Origin of the sequence: Micromonospora sp. NPDC005686, from assembly GCF_042871665.1 — a bacterium.
In the GTDB taxonomy this organism is placed as follows: domain Bacteria; phylum Actinomycetota; class Actinomycetes; order Mycobacteriales; family Micromonosporaceae; genus Micromonospora.
The window spans coordinates 520769-539310 of the sequence record NZ_JBIAIY010000004.1; the positions used below are offsets into that span (position 1 = coordinate 520769).

The 18542-nt window shown below is 69.9% G+C and carries 12 protein-coding genes; 11 read left to right on the forward strand and 1 reads right to left on the reverse strand.

The features are described from left to right. Positions 1-79: 79 nt before the first annotated feature. On the reverse strand, positions 80-1156 hold the full coding sequence (locus ACFYON_RS13005) for a LacI family DNA-binding transcriptional regulator (protein WP_354864715.1): 1077 nt from the start codon (positions 1154-1156) through the stop codon (positions 80-82). Positions 1157-1355: 199 nt separating this feature from the next. Between ACFYON_RS13005 and ACFYON_RS13010 the strand changes: the two genes are divergently transcribed. From ACFYON_RS13010 to ACFYON_RS13060, 11 genes are all read left to right on the forward strand, one after another. After that, complete coding sequence (locus ACFYON_RS13010; RefSeq protein WP_354864717.1) at positions 1356-2606, forward strand: maltose ABC transporter substrate-binding protein; 1251 nt, start codon at positions 1356-1358, stop codon at positions 2604-2606. Further along, on the forward strand, positions 2606-4249 hold the full coding sequence (locus ACFYON_RS13015) for an ABC transporter permease subunit (protein WP_354864719.1): 1644 nt from the start codon (positions 2606-2608) through the stop codon (positions 4247-4249). Before ACFYON_RS13010 ends, ACFYON_RS13015 begins: the two co-directional genes overlap by 1 nt. After that, a complete protein-coding gene (locus tag ACFYON_RS13020) occupies positions 4246-5151 on the forward strand; it encodes a sugar ABC transporter permease (RefSeq protein WP_354864721.1) in 906 nt (301 codons plus the stop codon). Before ACFYON_RS13015 ends, ACFYON_RS13020 begins: the two co-directional genes overlap by 4 nt. 141 nt (positions 5152-5292) lie before the next feature. Further along, positions 5293-7104, forward strand: coding sequence for a glycoside hydrolase family 13 protein (locus tag ACFYON_RS13025; protein ID WP_354864723.1), 1812 nt, complete (start codon positions 5293-5295; stop codon positions 7102-7104). Between the two features lie 167 nt (positions 7105-7271). Beyond that, positions 7272-7613 carry a hypothetical protein gene (locus tag ACFYON_RS13030; protein WP_354864725.1) on the forward strand — a complete coding sequence of 114 codons (342 nt, stop codon included), beginning with the start codon at positions 7272-7274 and terminating at the stop codon, positions 7611-7613. A 278-nt stretch (positions 7614-7891) separates the two neighbouring features. Further along, the gene (locus ACFYON_RS13035) at positions 7892-8962 is read left to right on the forward strand and encodes a BMP family ABC transporter substrate-binding protein (protein ID WP_354865262.1); all 1071 of its coding nucleotides are present in this window, start codon (positions 7892-7894) and stop codon (positions 8960-8962) included. Positions 8963-9123: 161 nt separating this feature from the next. Next, positions 9124-10740, forward strand: a complete 1617-nt coding sequence (locus tag ACFYON_RS13040) for an ABC transporter ATP-binding protein (RefSeq protein WP_354864727.1) — start codon at positions 9124-9126, stop codon at positions 10738-10740. Positions 10741-10913: 173 nt separating this feature from the next. Continuing rightward, positions 10914-12101, forward strand: a complete 1188-nt coding sequence (locus ACFYON_RS13045) for an ABC transporter permease (RefSeq protein ID WP_387187496.1) — start codon at positions 10914-10916, stop codon at positions 12099-12101. A 2-nt stretch (positions 12102-12103) separates the two neighbouring features. After that, positions 12104-13384: an ABC transporter permease gene (locus ACFYON_RS13050; RefSeq protein WP_354864731.1), complete on the forward strand. Its 1281-nt coding sequence runs from the start codon at positions 12104-12106 to the stop codon at positions 13382-13384. Between the two features lie 171 nt (positions 13385-13555). After that, positions 13556-17578 carry an SGNH/GDSL hydrolase family protein gene (locus ACFYON_RS13055; protein ID WP_354864733.1) on the forward strand — a complete coding sequence of 1341 codons (4023 nt, stop codon included), beginning with the start codon at positions 13556-13558 and terminating at the stop codon, positions 17576-17578. Between the two features lie 61 nt (positions 17579-17639). Further along, positions 17640-18536 carry a hypothetical protein gene (locus ACFYON_RS13060; protein ID WP_354864735.1) on the forward strand — a complete coding sequence of 299 codons (897 nt, stop codon included), beginning with the start codon at positions 17640-17642 and terminating at the stop codon, positions 18534-18536. Positions 18537-18542 lie beyond the last annotated feature (6 nt).

An 18542-nucleotide genomic window follows, 5' to 3' on the forward strand; every position in this document is an offset into this window, starting at 1 on the left:
CAGCGGCGTTGATCAAGGGGTTGGTGTCCGGAATGGAGATCGACTCCGCCGAAACTCCTTGATCACCGGGGAGGTGGGGTCAGGCGGGGACGGGGAGGGAGGGGGAAGGGGTGGCGGGGCGCTGGAGGGCCGGCGGGCTCGTGGGCTTGGCCCCCGCTGTCGAGCCGCGTACCACCAGCTCGGGGCGGAACAGGTATTCGGAGTTCGGGGACGGGTGGCCGTTGATCTCGTCGACCAGGGCGCGGACCGCCGCGACCGCCATCGCGGCGACCGGCTGGCGCACGGTGGTCAGCGGCGGGTCGGTGAAGGCCATGAGCGGGGAGTCGTCGTACCCGACCACGGAGATGTCGCCCGGCACCGACAGTCCGCGCTGGCGGGCGGCCCGGATCGCGCCGAGCGCCATCAGGTCCGAGCCGCAGACCAGCCCGGTCACGCCACGCTCGATGAGCCGGCCGGCGGCGGCCTCGCCACCCTCGACGCCGAACAGGGACAGCTCGGTTAGCTCGGCCAGATCGTCCTCGGTGGTGTCGGTCAGGCGCCCCATCGCGGCCTTGTAGCCGGCGACCTTGCGCTGCACGGGTACGAACCGGTCCGGGCCGGTGATCAGGCCGATCCGGCGGTGCCCGAGAGCGACCAGGTGGGCGACCGCCAGTTCGGCGGACTCGCGGTCGTCGCAGGAGACGAACGGCGCGGGGATGCCCGGGGCGTATCCGTTGATCATGACGATCGGCAGCGGCCGGGCCAGCAGCGTGCGGTAGCGGTCGTGGTCCGCGGCGGTGTCGGCGTGCAGGCCGGAGACGAAGACGATGCCGGAGACCTGCCGGTCCAGCAGCATCTCCACGTACTCGTCCTCGCGGACGCCGCCGGGCGTCTGCGTGCAGAGCACCGGTGTGTAGCCGGTGGGAGCCAGCGCGGACTCGATGATCTGGGCGAACGCCGGGAAGATCGGGTTGTCCAGCTCCGGCACGACCAGGCCGACCAGTCCGGCGCTGCGCTTGCGCAGCCGAGCCGGCCGCTCGTAGCCGAGCACGTCGAGGGCGGTCAGGACGGCCTGCCGGGTCTCGGGGGCCACACCGGGGCGGTCGTTGAGCACCCGCGACACCGTGGCCTCGCTGACTTCAGCCTGGTGGGCGATGTCGGATAGTCGAGCGCGCATGTGCGGCACTTTAGCCCAACGGCAAAGTCTTGCGTACACTTCTGCAAGCCCTTCCATTCTCTGCAACCTCTTGCTAACGTCCCCGCAACATGCGGGAGCAGCGGCGCAGCACCTCGGCGCCGGTCAGCAAGAACTTTCAGAGGTTTCCACTGGCGGGCCGCCCTTCCCCCGGCGGGCCGCCATGACGACAGGAGTACCGATGCGCATCCGTACCGCGGGTGTGGTCGCCGTCCTCGGCCTGGCGCTCGCCGCCTCCGGCTGTGGTGACAGCGGCAGCGACAAGCCGGCCGCCGGCGAATCCGCCAAGGCGACCGGTGGCAAGCTGGTCATCTGGGCCGACGACAAGCGCGCGGCCGCGCTCAAGCCGTTCGCCGAGGAGTTCGGCAAGGAGAACGGCGTGACCGTCGAGGTCCAGGCCGTCTCCAAGGACCTGCAGACCAACTTCGTCACCGCCTCCCAGCAGGGCAGCGGCCCGGACGTCGTGGTCGGGGCGCACGACTGGATCGGAAACATGGTCCAGAACGGCGCCATCGACCCGGTGCAGCTCACCGCCGAGCAGAAGGCGGGCTTCAACGAGACGGCGGTCAAGGCGGTCACCTTCAACGGCCAGCTCTACGGCGTGCCCTACGCCACCGAGAACCTGGCGCTGATCCGCAACACCGAGCTGGCACCCGAGGCGCCGAAGACGATCGAGGACCTGGTCGCCGCCGGCAAGAAGCTCAAGGCCGAGAAGAAGGCCAGCGAGATCCTGTGCCTGCAGTCCGGCCAGAACGGCGATGCCTACCACATCTACCCGCTGTACACCTCCGGCGGCGGCTACCTGTTCGGCACCACTGCCAACGGCGACTACGACCCGAAGGACCTGGGCGTGGGCAAGCCGGAGTCGATCGCGGCCTTCCAGAAGATCGCGAAGCTGGGTGAGAAGGGCGAGGGTGCGCTGAAGCGCTCCATCACCGGTGAGAACTCCATCGCCACCTTCACCGGCAAGAAGTGCGCCTACCTGGTGTCCGGCCCGTGGGCCGTGGCCGACGCCAAGAAGGCCAACATCGCGTACGACATCTCCCCGGTCCCCGGCTTCGCCGGTGGCAAGGAGGCCCAGCCGTTCGTGGGCGTCCAGGCGTTCTACGTCGCCGCCAAGGGCAAGAACAAGGCCCTGGCCCAGGAGTTCGTCACCAACTACGTGACCAAGCCCGAGCTGGCCGTCGCGCTGTACAAGGCCGAGCCGCGTCCGCCGGCGCTGACCGCCGCCTTCGAACAGGTCAAGGGCGAGGACGCGGACCTGGCCAAGTTCTCCGAGGCCGGTAAGAACGGCCAGGTGCTCCCGGCGATCCCGGCCATGGCCGCGATCTGGGACCCGTTCGGCAAGGCGGAGGCCGCCATCATCGGCGGCGCCGACCCGGCCAAGACGATCACGGCCGCCGGCAAGACCATCCAGGGCCAGATCAAGTAATGAGCGCGCCGCTGTCCGGCCCGGGGTCTGCACCGCAGGCCCCGGGCCGGGAGCCCGTACGCCGTGGGCTCCCGCGCACGTCCCGTACCGCGCGGCAACACGCGCCGATCACCGCGACCGGCCTCGTCGCCAAGGTGGTCCTGCTCGGCCTGGTGGCCGGGATCGCGATGTGGGCGGCGTTCCCGCTCATCGAGGCCGAACACTGGATCGGGCTGGGCGTCCTGGTGGTCACCACCGCCGGCCTGTTCTACCTCTACCTGAGCCGCCGGCACATCCCGGCCAAGTACCTGGTGCCCGGCACGCTCTTCCTGATCGCCTTCCAGGTCGTCCCGGTGCTCTACACCGCGAGCACCGCGTTCACGAACTTCGGCGACGGGCACCGGGGCAGCAAGGACGACGCGATCGTCGCCGTGCAGACCGCCTCGGTCCAGCAGGTGCCCGGCTCGACCGAGTACAACCTCACCATCGCCACCGAGGGCGACCCGGCGACCGGTGACCTGGTCTTCCTGCTCGGTGACCCGAAGACCAGGGAGGTCTTCGCCGGGGACGCGGACGGGCTGCGCAAGCTCGACGCCGCCGACGTCGAGGTGAGCAGCCTCAGCGGCAAGATCACCGCTGCGGACGGCTACACCGTCCTGAACATCGGGCAGGCCAGCGCGCGCAGCGACGCCGTCACCGCGCTCGTCGTGCCCACCGACGAGGGCGCCATCCGCTCCAACGGCCTGACCCGCGCCTACGAGGGCAAGGCGATCCGGGCGTACGACGCCGCGTGCGACTGCGTCAAGGACAGCGAGACCGGCAAGACGTGGACCGCCGACGAGAAGACCGGCGCCTTCGTCGCCGCCGACGGCGAGCGACTCGCCCAGGGCTGGAAGGTCGACGTCGGGCTGAAGAACTTCGCCGCGGTGCTCACCGACGGCAACATCTCCGGCCCGTTCTTCGGCACGCTGGCCTGGAACTTCGCGTTCGCGATCGGCTCCACCGGCCTGACGTTCCTGCTCGGCATGGCCATCGCGCTCGCGCTGCACTCACCCCGGATGCGTGGCACCAACCTCTACCGGATGGTGCTGATCCTGCCGTACGCCATGCCGTCGTTCGCCATGCTGCTGATCTGGCGGGACATGTTCAACACCGACTTCGGCCTGCTCAACAACCTGTTCGGGCTGAACGTCGACTGGTTCGGCGGCAACTGGTCGGCCCGGATCGCGGTGCTGCTGGTGCAGTTGTGGCTCGGCTACCCGTACATGTTCCTGGTGGCCACCGGCGCGCTGCAGGCCATTCCCCGGGAGCTGACCGAGGCGACCTCGGTCGACGGCGCGTCGCCCTGGCAGTCGTTCCGGGCGGTCACCCTGCCGCTGCTGCTGGTGGCGCTGTCGCCGCTGCTGATCGCGTCGTTCGCGTTCAACTTCAACAACGTCAACGCGATCCTGTTCACCACCGAGGGCGGCCCCTTCGCGCCGGACAACCCGACAAACGGCGCCACCGACCTGCTGATCACCTACACGTACCGGCTCGCGTTCGGCGCGCAGGGCGCCGAGTTCGGCCTGGCCGCCACCGTCTCGATCTTCATCTTCGCGATCGTGGCGACGGTCTCGGCGATCAGCTTCCGGCGGACCCGCAAGCAGGAGGAGGTGTACTCGTGACCACAATCGCGGAGACGCCCGCACCCACGGCCACCCGCAAGCCGGCCCGTCGCTCGCGCAGCCGCTGGTTCGCCCAGGTGGGCTGGCGGCACCTGGTCGGGGTGCTGGCGGTGGTGTTCAGCCTCTTCCCGATCCTGTTCGTGATCTCGGCGGCGTTCAACCCGCTCGGCACGCTCTCCTCCACCGAGCTGCTGCCGACCGGGGCGTCGCTGGAGAACTTCACCAACCTGTTCGACACGACCGCGTTCGGCCACTGGTTCCTCAACTCGCTGCTGCTCGCGGGCGTGGCCAGCTTCGCGTCGATCTTCCTGTCGTCGCTCGCGGCGTACGCGTTCTCCCGGATGCGTTTCGCCGGGCGCCGGGTCGGCCTGCTCGCGTTGCTGCTGATCCAGATGTTCCCGCAGTTCCTGGCGATCGTGGCGATCTTCCTGATCTTCACCACGCTCACCGATCTCTACCCGGGGATCGGGTTCAACACCCCGTGGGGCCTGTTCCTGCTCTACATGGGTGGCGCGCTGGGGGCGAACACCTGGCTGATGAAGGGCTTCTTCGACACCCTGCCGAAGGAGCTGGACGAGTCCGCGACCATGGACGGCGCATCGCACGTGCAGATCTTCTTCCGGATCATGCTGCCGCTGGTGGCGCCGATCCTGGCGGTGACCGGCCTGCTCGCGTTCATCGGGTCGATCAACGAGTTCATCATCGCCAACGTGTTCCTCACCGAACCCGAGTCGAAGACCCTCGCGGTCGGCATGTACGGCCTGGTCGCGGGCGAGCGCAACAACAACTTCGGGATGTTCGCGGCGGGCACGCTGCTCACCGCGATCCCCACGGTGCTGGTGTTCCAACTGCTCCAGCGCTACATCGTCTCCGGACTCACCTCCGGAGCGGTAAAGGGCTGAGCCTCCTCGGCTCACGCTGCGGCAAGGGCGTCGTGTCGGCGTACACCGGAGCGGTTCACGGGCGGACCGCCGCGGTCGGGTGAACCGGCCGCGGCGGGTGCCCGCCCCTCTCCCTGCCGGTACGACGCGAAAGGCAGCACCATGTCCCTTCAGCCGCACCACGACGGTTCCGCCACCTACGTCCCGGAGCAGGAGCCCGCGCTCGGGCAGACAGTGCCGGTCTTCGTCCGGGTCCCGGCCGGCTCCGGCGTCTCCCAGGTGCACGTGCGCACCACCGGCGACGGCGAGCCGCGCTTCGCCGAGGCGCGGATCGACCGCACCGACGGCGGCGACGTGTGGTGGCGGGCCGACGTCGAGGTCCGCAACCCGGTCAGCAACTACCGCTTCCTGCTCGACGGCGAGCGCGGCGCCCGCTGGCTGAACGCGGCCGGGCTGGCCGGTCACGACGTGCCGGACAACGGCGACTTCAAGCTGGTCAGCTACGCCCCGCCGCCGGCCTGGACCCGGGACGCGGTCATCTACCAGATCTTCCCGGACCGGTTCGCCCGTTCGGCCGCCGCCGACGGCCGCACCGTGCCGGACTGGGCCGTCGGATGCGACTGGGACACCCCGGTCATCGGCCGCGGCCCGGAGACGCCCCGGCAGTTCTACGGCGGCGACCTCGACGGGATCGCCGAGCGCCTGGACCACCTGGACCGGCTCGGCGTCAACACCGTCTACCTCACGCCGGTCTTCCCGGCGCGCTCCAACCACAGGTACGACGCGTCGAGCTTCGACACCGTCGACCCGCTGCTCGGCGGCGACGCGGCGCTGGCCCGGCTCGCCGACGCGGTGCACGCCCGGGGCTGGCGGCTGCTCGGCGACATCACCAGCAACCACACCGGCGACGCCCACGACTGGTTCACCGCCGCCGTCTCCGACGTGCACGCGCCGGAACGCGATCTGTACTACTTCGACCTGAGCGGCGGCGACTACGAGTCGTGGAACGGGGTGAAGTCGCTGCCGAAGCTCAACTGGGGCAGCGCGGAACTGCGCCGCCGCTTCGCCACCGCCGAGGACTCGCTGCTGCGCCGCTGGCTGCGCCCGCCGTACGGGCTGGACGGCTGGCGGGTCGACGTGGCGAACATGACCGGCCGGCGGGGCGCGGACGCGTACACCCACGAGGTGGCGCGGCTGCTGCGCGAGGTGGTCGCCGAAACCCGGCCGGACGGCCTGCTGCTGGCCGAGCACGGCCACGACCACACCGGTGACCTGGACCGCGACGGCTGGCACGGGACGATGAACTACGTCGGCTTCACCGACCCGGTCTGGTCCTGGCTGCGCCACGGCGACGACCCGGTGCCGAACTTCCTCGGCACCCCGGGCGGGGTACGGCGGCGCGACGCGGACGCGGTGCTCGCCACCATGAACACGTACCGGTCGCTGGTGTCCTGGCGGTCGTACACGCACTCGTGGCAGTTGCTCGGCTCGCACGACTCGGCCCGGATCCGCACGGTGGTCGGTGACGCGGCCCGGCAGGAGGTGGCGGCCGGACTGCTCGCCACGATGCCCGGCACGCCCGTGGTCTTCGCCGGGGACGAGCTGGGCCTGACCGGTACGAACGGGGAGGGCTCGCGTACTCCGATGCCGTGGCACCGGCCGGAGAGCTGGGACCGGCGCACGTTCGAGGCGTACCGGGCGTTGCTGACGCTGCGCCGCGACGAGCCGGCGCTGCGCCACGGCGGCCTGCGCTGGGTGCACGCGGACGCGGACACGCTCGTCTTCCTGCGCGAGGCGCCCACGTCGACGGTGCTGGTGCTGGCCCGCCGCGCCCTCGGTGCCCCGGTCCGCCTGGCCGGCCTGCCCGCCGCCACCAACATCTACGGCGACGCCGAAGCCCTGCACCCGGACGCCGAGGGCACGGTGACCCTCCCCGCCGAAGGCCCCACCTTCCAGCTCTGGCGCCTGCGCTGAGACATCCCTCGCCCCGCGATCTTGCGGTTTCGGCCCGTGGCGCCCGGCTTTCGTCCCGCTTGCCGGGGCGGTGACTGCAAGATCGCGGGGGCGGGTGGGTCACGGTATGACGGCAGGTGGTCGGGGTCATTACTACGAAGCGTCGTTGATAGGGGAGGATGGAGCGCGTGGAAGCTCTTCGACTGATTCTTCTCTACGTTCATCTGATCGGTTTCGCGCTGCTGCTCGGCGGTGGGATCGCCCAGTACGTCAGCGGCAAGCTGCGGATCAACGCCGCCATGTTGTGGGGCTCGATCATTCAGGTTCTCACCGGCATCGGGCTGTCCGCCCCGCTGCGTGACGGGGACGAGCCGGCACCGGCAAAACTTGTTACCAAGTTGGTGCTCGCGCTGGTCATCTTCGTCATGGTCTTCTTCTCCCGTAAGCGGGAGACCGTCAACCGTGGCCACTTCCTCGCGATCGTCGGGTTGACGCTGGTCAACGCAGCCGTCGCGGTGTTCTGGCGTTAATTCGCCGCACGCTGGGGAAGCTCGGAAAAACGGACGTTCGCGACACCACCGCGCACGCCTACCGGGCGGATAAGTGACGTGCCCCACGCAAGGGTTACACCGGGGTAACGGACGCTCAACAGTCGTGCACGATTGGCGGCCGGTGGGTGGGCGCGGGCGTACGCTCCCGTCCGTAACGTGGGACGCCGGCGGCACATCGCAGGCCGGCGCAAGGGCTGCACAACCGCGCACGACGCGGTGTGCAAGGGGAAGGAGACGTCTTGCGCTCTGTGCGTGGGATGCGGATCGCCTCCGCCATTCTGGCGGGTGGACTCGTGCTGGGCGCTGCCGCGTGTGGTGAGGCTCCGGACGACGACAACAACGCCGGTGGCGACGGTGGCAAGAAGTTCAGCGCCTGCATGGTGACCGACGTCGGCGGTATCGACGACAAGTCGTTCAACGCCTCGGCCTGGAAGGGCCTGCAGGAGGCGCAGAAGGAGAACGACAAGATCGAGATCAAGTACGTCCAGTCGAAGGCCGAGGCGGACTACGAGGTCAACCTGACCGGGTTCGTCAACCAGAAGTGCGACTTCATCCTGGCCGTCGGTGGCCTGATGTCGGACGCCACCAAGGCCGCGGCGGAGAAGAACCCGAACCAGCAGTTCGGCATCGTCGACGCCAACCCGGGTGTGAGCAACGTCTACCCGATGCAGTTCGACACCGCGCAGGCCGGGTTCCAGGCCGGCTACCTGGCCGCCGGGATGAGCAAGACCGGCAAGGTCGGCACCTATGGTGGTCTGCCCATCCCGCCGGTCACCATCTTCATGGACGGCTTCGCCGACGGCGTGGCGAACTACAACAAGGCCAAGAGCAAGAACGTCCAGGTGCTGGGCTGGGACAAGGCCACCCAGAAGGGCTCCTTCGCCAACTCGTTCGAGAAGCAGGACGAGGGCAAGAAGGTCTCCGACGCGCTCGTCGCGCAGGGCGCCGACATCGTGATGCCGGTCGCCGGTGGCGCCGGTCTCGGCACCACCTCCGCGGCCAAGGCCTCGGGCGGCAAGTACTCGGTCGTCTGGGTGGACATCGACGGCTGTGAGAGCACCCCGGACTGCGCGGCGATCCTGACCACCGTCGTCAAGAACATCCCGGACGCCGTCAAGGACGCCGTGGTGAAGGCCGCCGGCGGCGAGAAGCTCCAGTCCACGCCGGGCTTCGTCGGCACGCTCGCCAACAACGGCGTCTCGATCGCTCCGTACCACGACTTCGACAGCAAGGTCCCGGCGGACCTGAAGGCCGAGGTCGACAAGATCAAGACGGACATCGCCGCCGGCACCATCACTGTCACCTCGAAGGCCCAGCCGACCAAGTGACCGTCCCGTCGGCCCTCACGGTGCGATCATCGGCAGCGAGGGCCGGCGGGCACCAGGTTTGACGATCCGGCCGTCCCGGCCCGACGGGGAAGGTTCCCCCGCGCCGGGACGGCCGATCATCTTGAAATCCCCCGAACATCCCCACCCGGCGAGGTGGCGGCGTGGCAGGTCGCTACGCTGCACCATCGCTCGCACTCCAGGAGGTTGCGCTGAGACTCGAACTGCGCGGCATCACCAAACGGTTCGGTGATGTGGTCGCCAACGACCACATCGACCTGACGGTGGAGCCTGGAGAGATCCACGCCCTGCTCGGCGAGAACGGCGCCGGCAAGTCGACATTGATGAACGTGCTCTACGGCCTCTACCAGCCGGACGAGGGCGAGATCCTGGTCGACGGAAAGCCGCTGAAGCTGAAGGGCCCGTCGGACGCGATCGCCGCCGGGATCGGGATGGTGCACCAGCACTTCATGCTGGTGCCGGTCTTCACCGTGGCCGAGAACGTGATGCTCGGCGCCGAACAGGTCAAGGGGCCCTTCGCCGGCATCCTCGACCGGCGGCGGGCCCGGCGCGAGGTCGCCGAGGTCTCCGAGCGGTACAACCTGCGGGTCGACCCGGACGCGGTGATCGAGGACCTGCCGGTCGGCATCCAGCAGCGGGTGGAGATCGTCAAGGCCCTCACCCGCGACGTCGACCTGCTGATCCTCGACGAGCCCACGGCCGTGCTCACCCCGCAGGAGACCGAGGAACTGCTCACCGTCATGCGGTCGCTCAAGGCCGCCGGTAAGTCGATCGTGTTCATCACCCACAAGCTGGGCGAGGTGAAGGCGATCGCGGACCGGATCACCGTGATCCGGCGCGGGAGGACGGTCGGCACCGCCGAGCCGAGCGCGAGCCGGGACGAGCTGGCGGCGCTCATGGTGGGACGCAGCGTCCGGCTGACAGTGGACAAGAAGCCGGCCACCCCTGGTAAGCCGATCCTGGAGGTCTCCGGCCTGGTCGTGGACGACGACCGGCAGGTACGCGCGGTCGACGGCGTAGACCTGACCGTGCACGCCGGTGAGGTGCTCGGCGTCGCGGGCGTGCAGGGCAACGGACAGACCGAGCTGATCGAGGCGATCATGGGCCTGCGCCCGGTGCTCGCCGGCACGATCAGCCTCGACGGCCAGCCGACGACCGGCTGGTCGACCAAGAAGGTGCTGCACGCCGGCGTCGGCTATGTGCCCGAGGACCGCAGCGTGGACGGCCTGGTCAAGGATTTCTCCGTCGCGGAGAACCTGGTGCTGGACATGTACGACCGGCCCCCGTTCGGCAGGGGCCTGTCGCTCAAGCCCGAGGCCATCGCGAAGTCGGCGCGGGAACGGATCGCGCAGTTCGACGTCCGTACCTCCTCGGCCGACGCGGCGGTCGGCACGCTCTCCGGCGGCAACCAGCAGAAGGTGATCGTGGCCCGGGAGCTGTCCCGGCCGCTGAAGCTCTTCATCGCCGCCCAGCCCACCCGGGGCGTGGACGTCGGCTCGATCGAGTTCATCCACAGCCGGGTCATCCGCGAGCGGGATGTCGGCACCGCGGTACTGGTGGTCTCCAGCGAACTGGACGAGGTGATCGGCCTGGCCGACCGGATCGCGGTGATGTACCGCGGCCGGATCCTCGGCATCGTCGGCCCGGACACCCCGCGCGAGGAGATCGGCCTGCTGATGGCCGGCATCACCCCGGACGCCGCCACCCCGGACGCCGTCACCGCGACCGACGACGGCCCTGGCAACGAGGACGAGGCATGACCAACCCGAACCCCGTCTCGGGCTCGCCGGACAAGGAACCGGCGACCGAGGCGCAGGAGTCGCTGAGCGAGGCCCGGGCGACGCCGACACAGCCGGCCGGTGACACCGAGCAGACGGTGCCCGCCACCGCGACCGCGAAGAAGCCGGCCCCGGACGAGGAGTCCCGCCCCAGCATGGGCCGGCTGTTCCTGGACAACTTCTGGGCCGCCAACACGGTCACCGTGACGGTGCTCGCGGTGCTGCTGGCCATGGTGGTCGGCGCGGTGCTGATCATCGTGTCCGACCCGGAGGTGCTGGCCACCTACAGCTACATCACGGCTCGCCCCTCGGACGCGCTGAGCGCGAGCTGGACGGTGGTCAGCGAGGCGTACGCGAACCTGTTCAAGGGCGCGATCTTCGACCCGGACGCGGTCGGCTTCACCGCCGCCCTGAGCCCGATCTCGGAGACGCTCACCTACGCCGCGCCGCTCGTCTTCACCGGCCTGTCGGTGGCGCTCGCCTTCCGGGGCGGCCTGTTCAACATCGGCGCCCAGGGTCAGGCGACGATCGCCGTCATCCTGGCCGCCGTGGCCGGCTTCGCGCTGCCGCTGCCGCCCGTCGTGCACATGCTGGTGGCGCTGATCGCCGGCGCGCTCGGCGGCGCGCTCTGGGGCTTCATCCCCGGCATCCTCAAGGCGCGGGCCGGCGCGCACGAGGTGATCAACACGATCATGCTCAACTACGTGGCGGTCTACTTCCTGTCCTGGATCATCGTCCAGAACGGGGTGCAGAACCCGAACCGCGCGGATGCGATCAGCAAGCCGGTCGACTCCTCCGCGCAGTTGCCCCGGCTGTTCGGCGAGGACCTGCGGGTGCACTTCGGCATCCTGCTCGCGGTGGCGGCCACCTGGTTCATCGCCTGGCTGCTCAACCGCTCCACGCTCGGCTTCGAGTTGCGCGCCGTCGGCGCGAACCCGGACGCGGCCCGGACCGCCGGCATCAGCGTGACCAAGACGTACGTGCTGGTGATGGTGTTCGCGGGCATGCTGGCCGGTCTGGGCGGCTCGACCATGGTGCTCGGCACCACGGCCAACGCGCTGACCCCGCTGGTGATCGCACAGATCGGCTTCGACGGCATCCTGGTCGCGCTGCTCGGGCGCGTGAAGCCGTGGGGTGTGCTGCTGGCCGCGCTGCTGTTCGGCGCGCTCCAGGCCGGCGGCAACCGAATGCAGTCGTACTCCGGCATCTCGCTCGAACTGGTCACTGTGCTCCAGGCGCTCATCGTCATCTTCATCGCCGCGCCTGCCCTGGTGAAGACGATCTTCCAGCTCCGGGCGGCCCGTGCCGCCCGGCTGCAGACGAGCCTCGCGAAGGGCTGGTGAGCATGTCCACCACCGCTGTCCCCGAGGTCGCGGTAACCCCGGTCGACGAGGGTTTCTGGACCCGTAACCGCAAGATCGGCGCGGTCCTGCTGGCGCTCGGTGTGCTCGCGGCGGTGCTGTTCGGCGCGCTCGCGACCGACCAGCACGCGCGGTTCACGCTCAGCGAGACCGAGGGCGGCGCCGCCCTGGAGATCAACGGCACGGTCGGCGCGATCCTGTTCGGGCTGATCACCGCCGCCGCCGGCGGCGCGCTGCTGGCCGGTGTGCCGAAGCGCTGGTTCACGCTGCTGCTCGGCGCCGGGCTGGTCGCCTTCGTGCTGAGCTTCCTGTGCTGGCAGGTCTCCGCCGCGCCCGAGGGCCGCAACTTCATGCCGCTGGTGAACGTCGTACGCGGCACGTTCATCCTGGCCCTGCCGCTGATCTTCGGCGCGCTCGCCGGTGTGCTGTGCGAGCGCTCCGGCGTGGTAAACGTGGCCATCGAGGGTCAGCTCCTGATGGGCGCGTTCTCCGGCGCGCTGTTCGGCAGCATGTCCGGCAGCGTCTGGGTGGGCCTGGTGGCCGCCGCCATCGGCGGCGCGTTCATCTCGTTCCTGCTGGCCGTGTTCTCCATCCGCTACCTGGTCGACCAGGTCGTCATGGGCATCGTGCTCAACCTGCTCGCGGTCGGCATCACCGGCTTCCTCTACGAGCGGCTGATGCAGACCGACGCGGCGAAGTACAACAGCGCGCCCCGGTTCGGCAACTGGGAGATCCCGCTGCTGTCCGACATCCCGCTGATCGGTCCGGCGCTGTTCCGGGGCAACATCTTCCTCTACCTCGGCCTGCTGCTGGTGCTGGTCATCCACCTGGCGCTGTTCCGTACCCGGTGGGGTCTACGGACCCGGTCGGTGGGCGAGCACCCGACGGCCGCCGACACGCTGGGCGTGAAGGTGCTGCGGCTGCGCTACCGCAACGTGATCCTGGCCGGTCTGGTGGCCGGCGTCGGCGGCGCCTCCTACACGCTGGCGCTCTACTCGTTCACCAAGAACATGATCGGCGGTAAGGGCTTCATCGCCCTGGCCGCGCTGATCTTTGGCCGGTGGAGCCCGACCGGTGCCCTGCTCGCGGCGCTGTTCTTCGGCTTCGCCGACCAGCTCGCCACCTACCTCGGGGCCATCGGCAGCAGCATCCCGAGCCAGTTCCTGGCGATGCTGCCGTACCTCGCGACGATCCTGGCCGTGGCCGGGCTGGTCGGCAAGGTCCGGGCGCCAGCCGCCGACGGCAAGCCGTACATCAAGGGCTGACCGGGCCGAACGATCCCACAGCGGTCCCGTACCGGGCCGGCTTACGCCGGTTCGGTACGGGACCGCCGCGCTTCGCACTCCTCCGTGCCCGGACGGTGACGGCGTGATGGCCCGGCGGTGACGACGCTGATCAATCTGCACGCAGCATCTTCTCGTCTGCGTGAGGTGATCATGAAACGTCCGCTGGCCACCGTGGGAGCGCTGTTGCTCGCTTCCACCCTGCTCGCTCCGTCCACCGCGAGCGCCAGACCTCCGGATCCGGGGGCCGCACCGGCAGGCTCCGGCACGCCGGCAGCCGGGTCCGCCCCGTCGCACCGTCGGCCCGCGGCGCATCCCGACCGGGTACGCGACCCCGACGCCCGCCTCGGCTCCGGTTGGCGCCGCTCGGCGGACCGCGCGGTCACGACCTCCAGCGACGCGACCGGCCTGCACGTGCTCGTCGCCGACGAGTCACAGGCATACGCGTGGCGCACCGCCGCCACCCTCGCCGAGCCCGGCTTCGACACCGACCAGTGGATCGGGCAGGCGTGCGTCACCGGTTCCGGTCGTCGCGCCGTGGTCGTGTACGCCCCGCGGACCTTCACCAACAAGGATGTCCTGATGCAGCGGGGCGGGTTCGCCGCCGTGGTCGACCTGAAGACCGGCGCGGTGACGAAGCTTCCGGAGCGGGTGTCGCTCGCCTATCACAACCCGGGCTGTGGGGCCGGTGAGGACGTCGTCCTGTCCCGCCTCGAGCAACCCAGCCGACCCGGCGAGGACGCCCGCACCTGGCTGGGCAGGGTGGACACCCGCCGTCCCGCCGCCGCCATCCGTGTGGTCCGGGCGACCGGGCAGGTCAGCTCTGCCCTGCCGGTCGGGAAGCGGCTCATCGGCGCCAAGGGACTCAGCCTCGTGCAGGTCGGCGCCAAGGGCGCTGTCAAATCCCTGTCCTCGACCGACGCGACGCCGTTCCGGCTGCTCGCCGACGGCCCGGACGGGGTGGCCTTCCAGGTCGTGCGTAACGGCCGGACCGAGTTCAAGCGGTTCTCCGCCGGCCGGGTCACCGCCCACGGCTCGGCCCCCGTGGGTGAGGTCAAGCTGCGCGCCGGTGCCGGTGGACGTGTCTTCGCGGTCGGCGGACGTGCCGAGGAGCGGATGGCGAAGGGCCTGCCGGGCACCTGGCGGGCGGTCGACGGTCTGCCCGACAGCGACATCTCCACCACCGGTGCGCTCGCTGTGCTGCGGGCCACCACGGGCCGGGAGGCGGCCGGGCGGCTAGAGGCCCGGCCGGGTGACGGCCAGGCGGAACGGGTGGAGATCCTGGCCCGCCGGACGGCGAACGACAACCGGCTGGACTTCTCGGTCGACCCGCAGGTGACGGGCGTCGGCCGGGTGTCGTCGCCGTCGCTGGCCGGCGCCAGCGGCGGATCTGCCGGTGCTCGGGCCGGTGGCTCGACGGGTGCCCGGACGGCCGCGTCGACGGGCGACCCGGATGTGACCGACGACCCGGACCGGAGCTGTGCCGTGTCGCGCAACGACCCGAAGATCCAGGTCTACCAGCCCACCGTCGCCCAGATGGAGTGGGCGGCGGACCTCGCGGTGCGCAACATGCTGACCTTCCAGCGACCGGCCAACTGGAACAACAACGGGATGGCGGCCTACTCGCCGCAGGAGATGTTCCCGTCGCTGGCCCTCGCCGGCGGGGGCAACGTGCCCGCCCAGGTCTTCCTCGGCATCCTCGCCCAGGAGTCGAACCTCTGGCAGGCCAGCTACCACGCGGTCGACGCCTCGGTGGGCAACCCGCTGACAAGTGTGGGCTACTACGGGCTCGACCTGGGATCGCCGAAATACGAGTTGATCGACTGGGCGAAGACCGACTGCGGCTACGGCGCGGGTCAGGTCACCTCCGGCATGAAGCGCACGGACAAGGACCAGTGGATCGCCGGCGTGCAGTGGACCGAGACGAAGCAGAAGGCGGTGGCCCTGGACTACGCGACGAACGTCGCGGCGGGCCTGCGGATCCTTCAGGACAAGTGGAACCAGACCCGCAACGCGGGCCTGATCGCCAACAACGGCGACCCGAAGTACATCGAGAACTGGTGGTTCGCCATCTGGGCGTACAACACCGGCTTCTACCCGCAGGACCCGCAGAATCCCTCGGCGCCGTGGGGCGTGGGCTGGGCCAACAACCCGGCGAACACCGACTATCCGGCCGACCGCAAGCGCTTCCTGACCGCACCGCTGGACGTGCCGAATGCGGACCCGCCCATCGACGACGAGGTCGGCTACGACAACGCGAAGCACCCGAATCACTGGTCCTACCCCGAGCGGGTGACCGGCTTCGCCTACACCTCGCTGATCCGCTACAACTACAAGACGAAGGGGTGGACGCCGACGTACGCGACCGCCCAGGCCCGGCAGCCCGACGTCGCCCAGGCGGCGCGGTACACGTTCTGCGAGCCCGACATCAACGACTGCGACGAGACGCTGCCGCCGAAGATCCCCGGCGACTTCCCGAAGACGGCGGCCGGGGCCTGCCAGCGGGACGACCTCAGGTGCTGGTGGCACGGGCCGGTCACCTGGACCGACTGTGCCGTCAACTGTGGTCTGGAGAACAGGCGATACACCGCCGTGGAGCCCCGGCCCTACGCGCAGCCGGGCGACAACGTCCACCCGACACCCGTCACCTCGGACGGCGCGTGCAAGGTGGAGGGCCTGCCGTCAACGGGCGTGAAGATCATTGACGACATCGACACGACAGTCCCCCTCGGCGCCGAGGGGTGCCGGCCCGACTACACCAAGGGCGGCAGGTTCTCGATGAACTTCGCCACCTACACGCAGTACGGCGGGAACGTGGTCACACCGGGCAAGGTCGACCTGCACCAGATCGGGGCCGGTTTCGGCGGGCACTTCTGGTTCAGCCACACGTACCACAAGGACCAGCAGCCGACGTACCGGATCACCGGCACCTGGACCATCAACCCGACAAACGCCTGGACCCGGGTCTGGGCCCACCTGCCCGATCACGGCGCGCACACCCGGCAGGCCGACTACATCATCCGCCGCCCGAACGGGGCGGTCGAGCATCGGATCATCCCCACCCAGTGGGAGTCGAACCGCTGGGTCAACCTCGGTGTCTTCGACTTCACCGGTTCCGGCACGCCGAAGGTGGAGCTGAGCAACTTCACCAGGGACGGCGCCGGTGTGCAGGACGTCGCGTGGGACGCCATCGCGGTACAGCCCTTGGCGAGCAAGCCGCGCCACTTCGTCGTGGCGCTCGGCGACTCCTACTCGTCCGGGGAGGGGACCGGGGACTACACCAGGGTCAGCGACCAGTACGGCGACGACGATCTGACACGGAACTCCTGCCGGCGTAGCGCGAACGCCTGGTCGCAGAAGGCCGTCATCCCGGGCGCGCCGGGGAACATCGGCAGCCTCGCCGCCGCGAACAATCCACTCATCGACGCGCAGTTCGTGGCGTGCAGCGGCGCCCGTACACATAACATGTTGAGCCCTGACCTGGTGTCCACCGCTGACAAGAAGTGGTACGGCAACGACGTCGAGGGCAAGTACGGGGAGATCAGCCAGCTCGACCAGGGTTCGCTGAACGCCAACACCACAGCGGTGATGTTCTCGATCGGCGGCAACGACGCACGTTTCACCGATGTCGCCATGGCGTGTGCGAGGCAGACCGACTGCAGCGCGTCGGACTACGTCATGGACGGCGATCCGAAACCGTTGCGCCAGATGCAGTCGGAGCTCGTCCAGGGCGAGGTCAAGGAGTCGGTCCGGGAGGTGGTCCGGCAGATCCGGTTGCGGGCGCCGAACGCCCGGATCTTCGTGATGGGCTATCCGCATCTGTTCGAGCCGAACTGCGAGTTCGGGCTGGTCCTGCCCGGCATCACCATCGGGTTCTCCTGGGACGAGACGATCTTCCTGAATCAGATGGCGGACATGCTCACGAACCAGGCGCTGCCGTCGGACGCGGCGAACAAGGTCCACGGGATGGACGCCCGGGGCACCTTCGCCGGGCACACCGTCTGCGGCGGGGACTACTACATCAACGGCCCGGTGGCCGGTGACGTCCTCAGGGATGACGACGGCGACCCGAAACAGCTCGTGAGCATGGAGTCGTTCCACCCCAACAAGGCCGGCGGCCTGGCCTACGCCAGTGTCCTCAACGACTACATGGCCACCTACAACTATCGCTGGTGACCTACGATCCGGGGGCCCGGCCGCGCACCGTCCGGGCCCCCGCCCCGTCGTGGAGGCCTCGATGAACGTGCTGTACCGCATGGCCGTCGCAGCCGTCCCGGGTGGACTGGGCGCGGCTGCGCTCGCCGCCCTCTGGCGGCACGAGGCCGACGTGGTGGCCGGCTGCGAGTCGGACACGATCGGCGGGTGTCTCAGCCCTGGCGTGCCGATCCTGCTGGTAGGCCCGTTGCTGGTGACCGCAGCCGTCTGGTTCGCGCTGCGGGCCACCGGTGCCGAACCGGCCGGCTGGGGCGCCGGGCTCGGTGCGCTCGCCACGGTGGGCGGCGTCCTGCTCCAGCAGGCGGTGGACAGCGGGGGGACGCCGACCTCGCCGGGGTTGGCCTTTCTGCTGGGCGTCGTCGGGTTCGGTGCCGGGGCCGCCGTCGTCGCGGTCCCCGTGCCGCCGGCTCTCCGTGTGGTGCTGGTGCTGGTGCTGCTCGCCCCGATGGCCGCGTTCCCGGCGGTGCGGCGGGAGGCCGGGCGAGCCCATGACCGCCGGACGTTCGCCGAGTCGGGGCTGGCGCTGGTGGTGCCGCGCGCGCCGGGCTACGACGTGACGGCCGCCCGGGCCGACCCGGATAGGCGGTTGCTCTGGGTGACCGTGACCCGTAGCGACCACTCGATCTACATGTCCCTGATCGACCTGCCGGCTGACTTCGCGCCGCCTGCCCGCTGCGGGCCTGCCGTCGCCGACGTGGGGTCCGCAGGCCGTGCCGGGTCCGCGCCGGGCTGCCGGCAGGTCGGCCCCGACCACTGGACCCGGTCCGAACCCGTGGGCCAGGTCCACCTCGTTCGTCGCGGCGAAACGTTGGTGCTGCTGGAGCCGGGTTATGGCACGCCGTCCGCGGACGTGGAGACGGCCGCGCGGACGCTGACCCCCGTGTCTCCGGCCCGGCTGGCCGAACTCGCCAACCGGTAGCGCGTA

Coding starts and splice junctions, on each gene's coding strand:
- ACFYON_RS13015 (WP_354864719.1), top strand. CDS start 2,606: ATGAGCGCGCCGCTGTCCGGCCCGGGGTCTGCACCGCAGGCCCCGGGC.
- ACFYON_RS13050 (WP_354864731.1), top strand. CDS start 12,104: ATGTCCACCACCGCTGTCCCCGAGGTCGCGGTAACCCCGGTCGACGAG.
- ACFYON_RS13035 (WP_354865262.1), top strand. CDS start 7,892: ATGCGGATCGCCTCCGCCATTCTGGCGGGTGGACTCGTGCTGGGCGCT.
- ACFYON_RS13060 (WP_354864735.1), top strand. CDS start 17,640: ATGAACGTGCTGTACCGCATGGCCGTCGCAGCCGTCCCGGGTGGACTG.
- ACFYON_RS13045 (WP_387187496.1), top strand. CDS start 10,914: ATGGGCCGGCTGTTCCTGGACAACTTCTGGGCCGCCAACACGGTCACC.
- ACFYON_RS13010 (WP_354864717.1), top strand. CDS start 1,356: ATGCGCATCCGTACCGCGGGTGTGGTCGCCGTCCTCGGCCTGGCGCTC.
- ACFYON_RS13025 (WP_354864723.1), top strand. CDS start 5,293: ATGTCCCTTCAGCCGCACCACGACGGTTCCGCCACCTACGTCCCGGAG.
- ACFYON_RS13005 (WP_354864715.1), bottom strand. CDS start 1,156: ATGCGCGCTCGACTATCCGACATCGCCCACCAGGCTGAAGTCAGCGAG.
- ACFYON_RS13055 (WP_354864733.1), top strand. CDS start 13,556: ATGAAACGTCCGCTGGCCACCGTGGGAGCGCTGTTGCTCGCTTCCACC.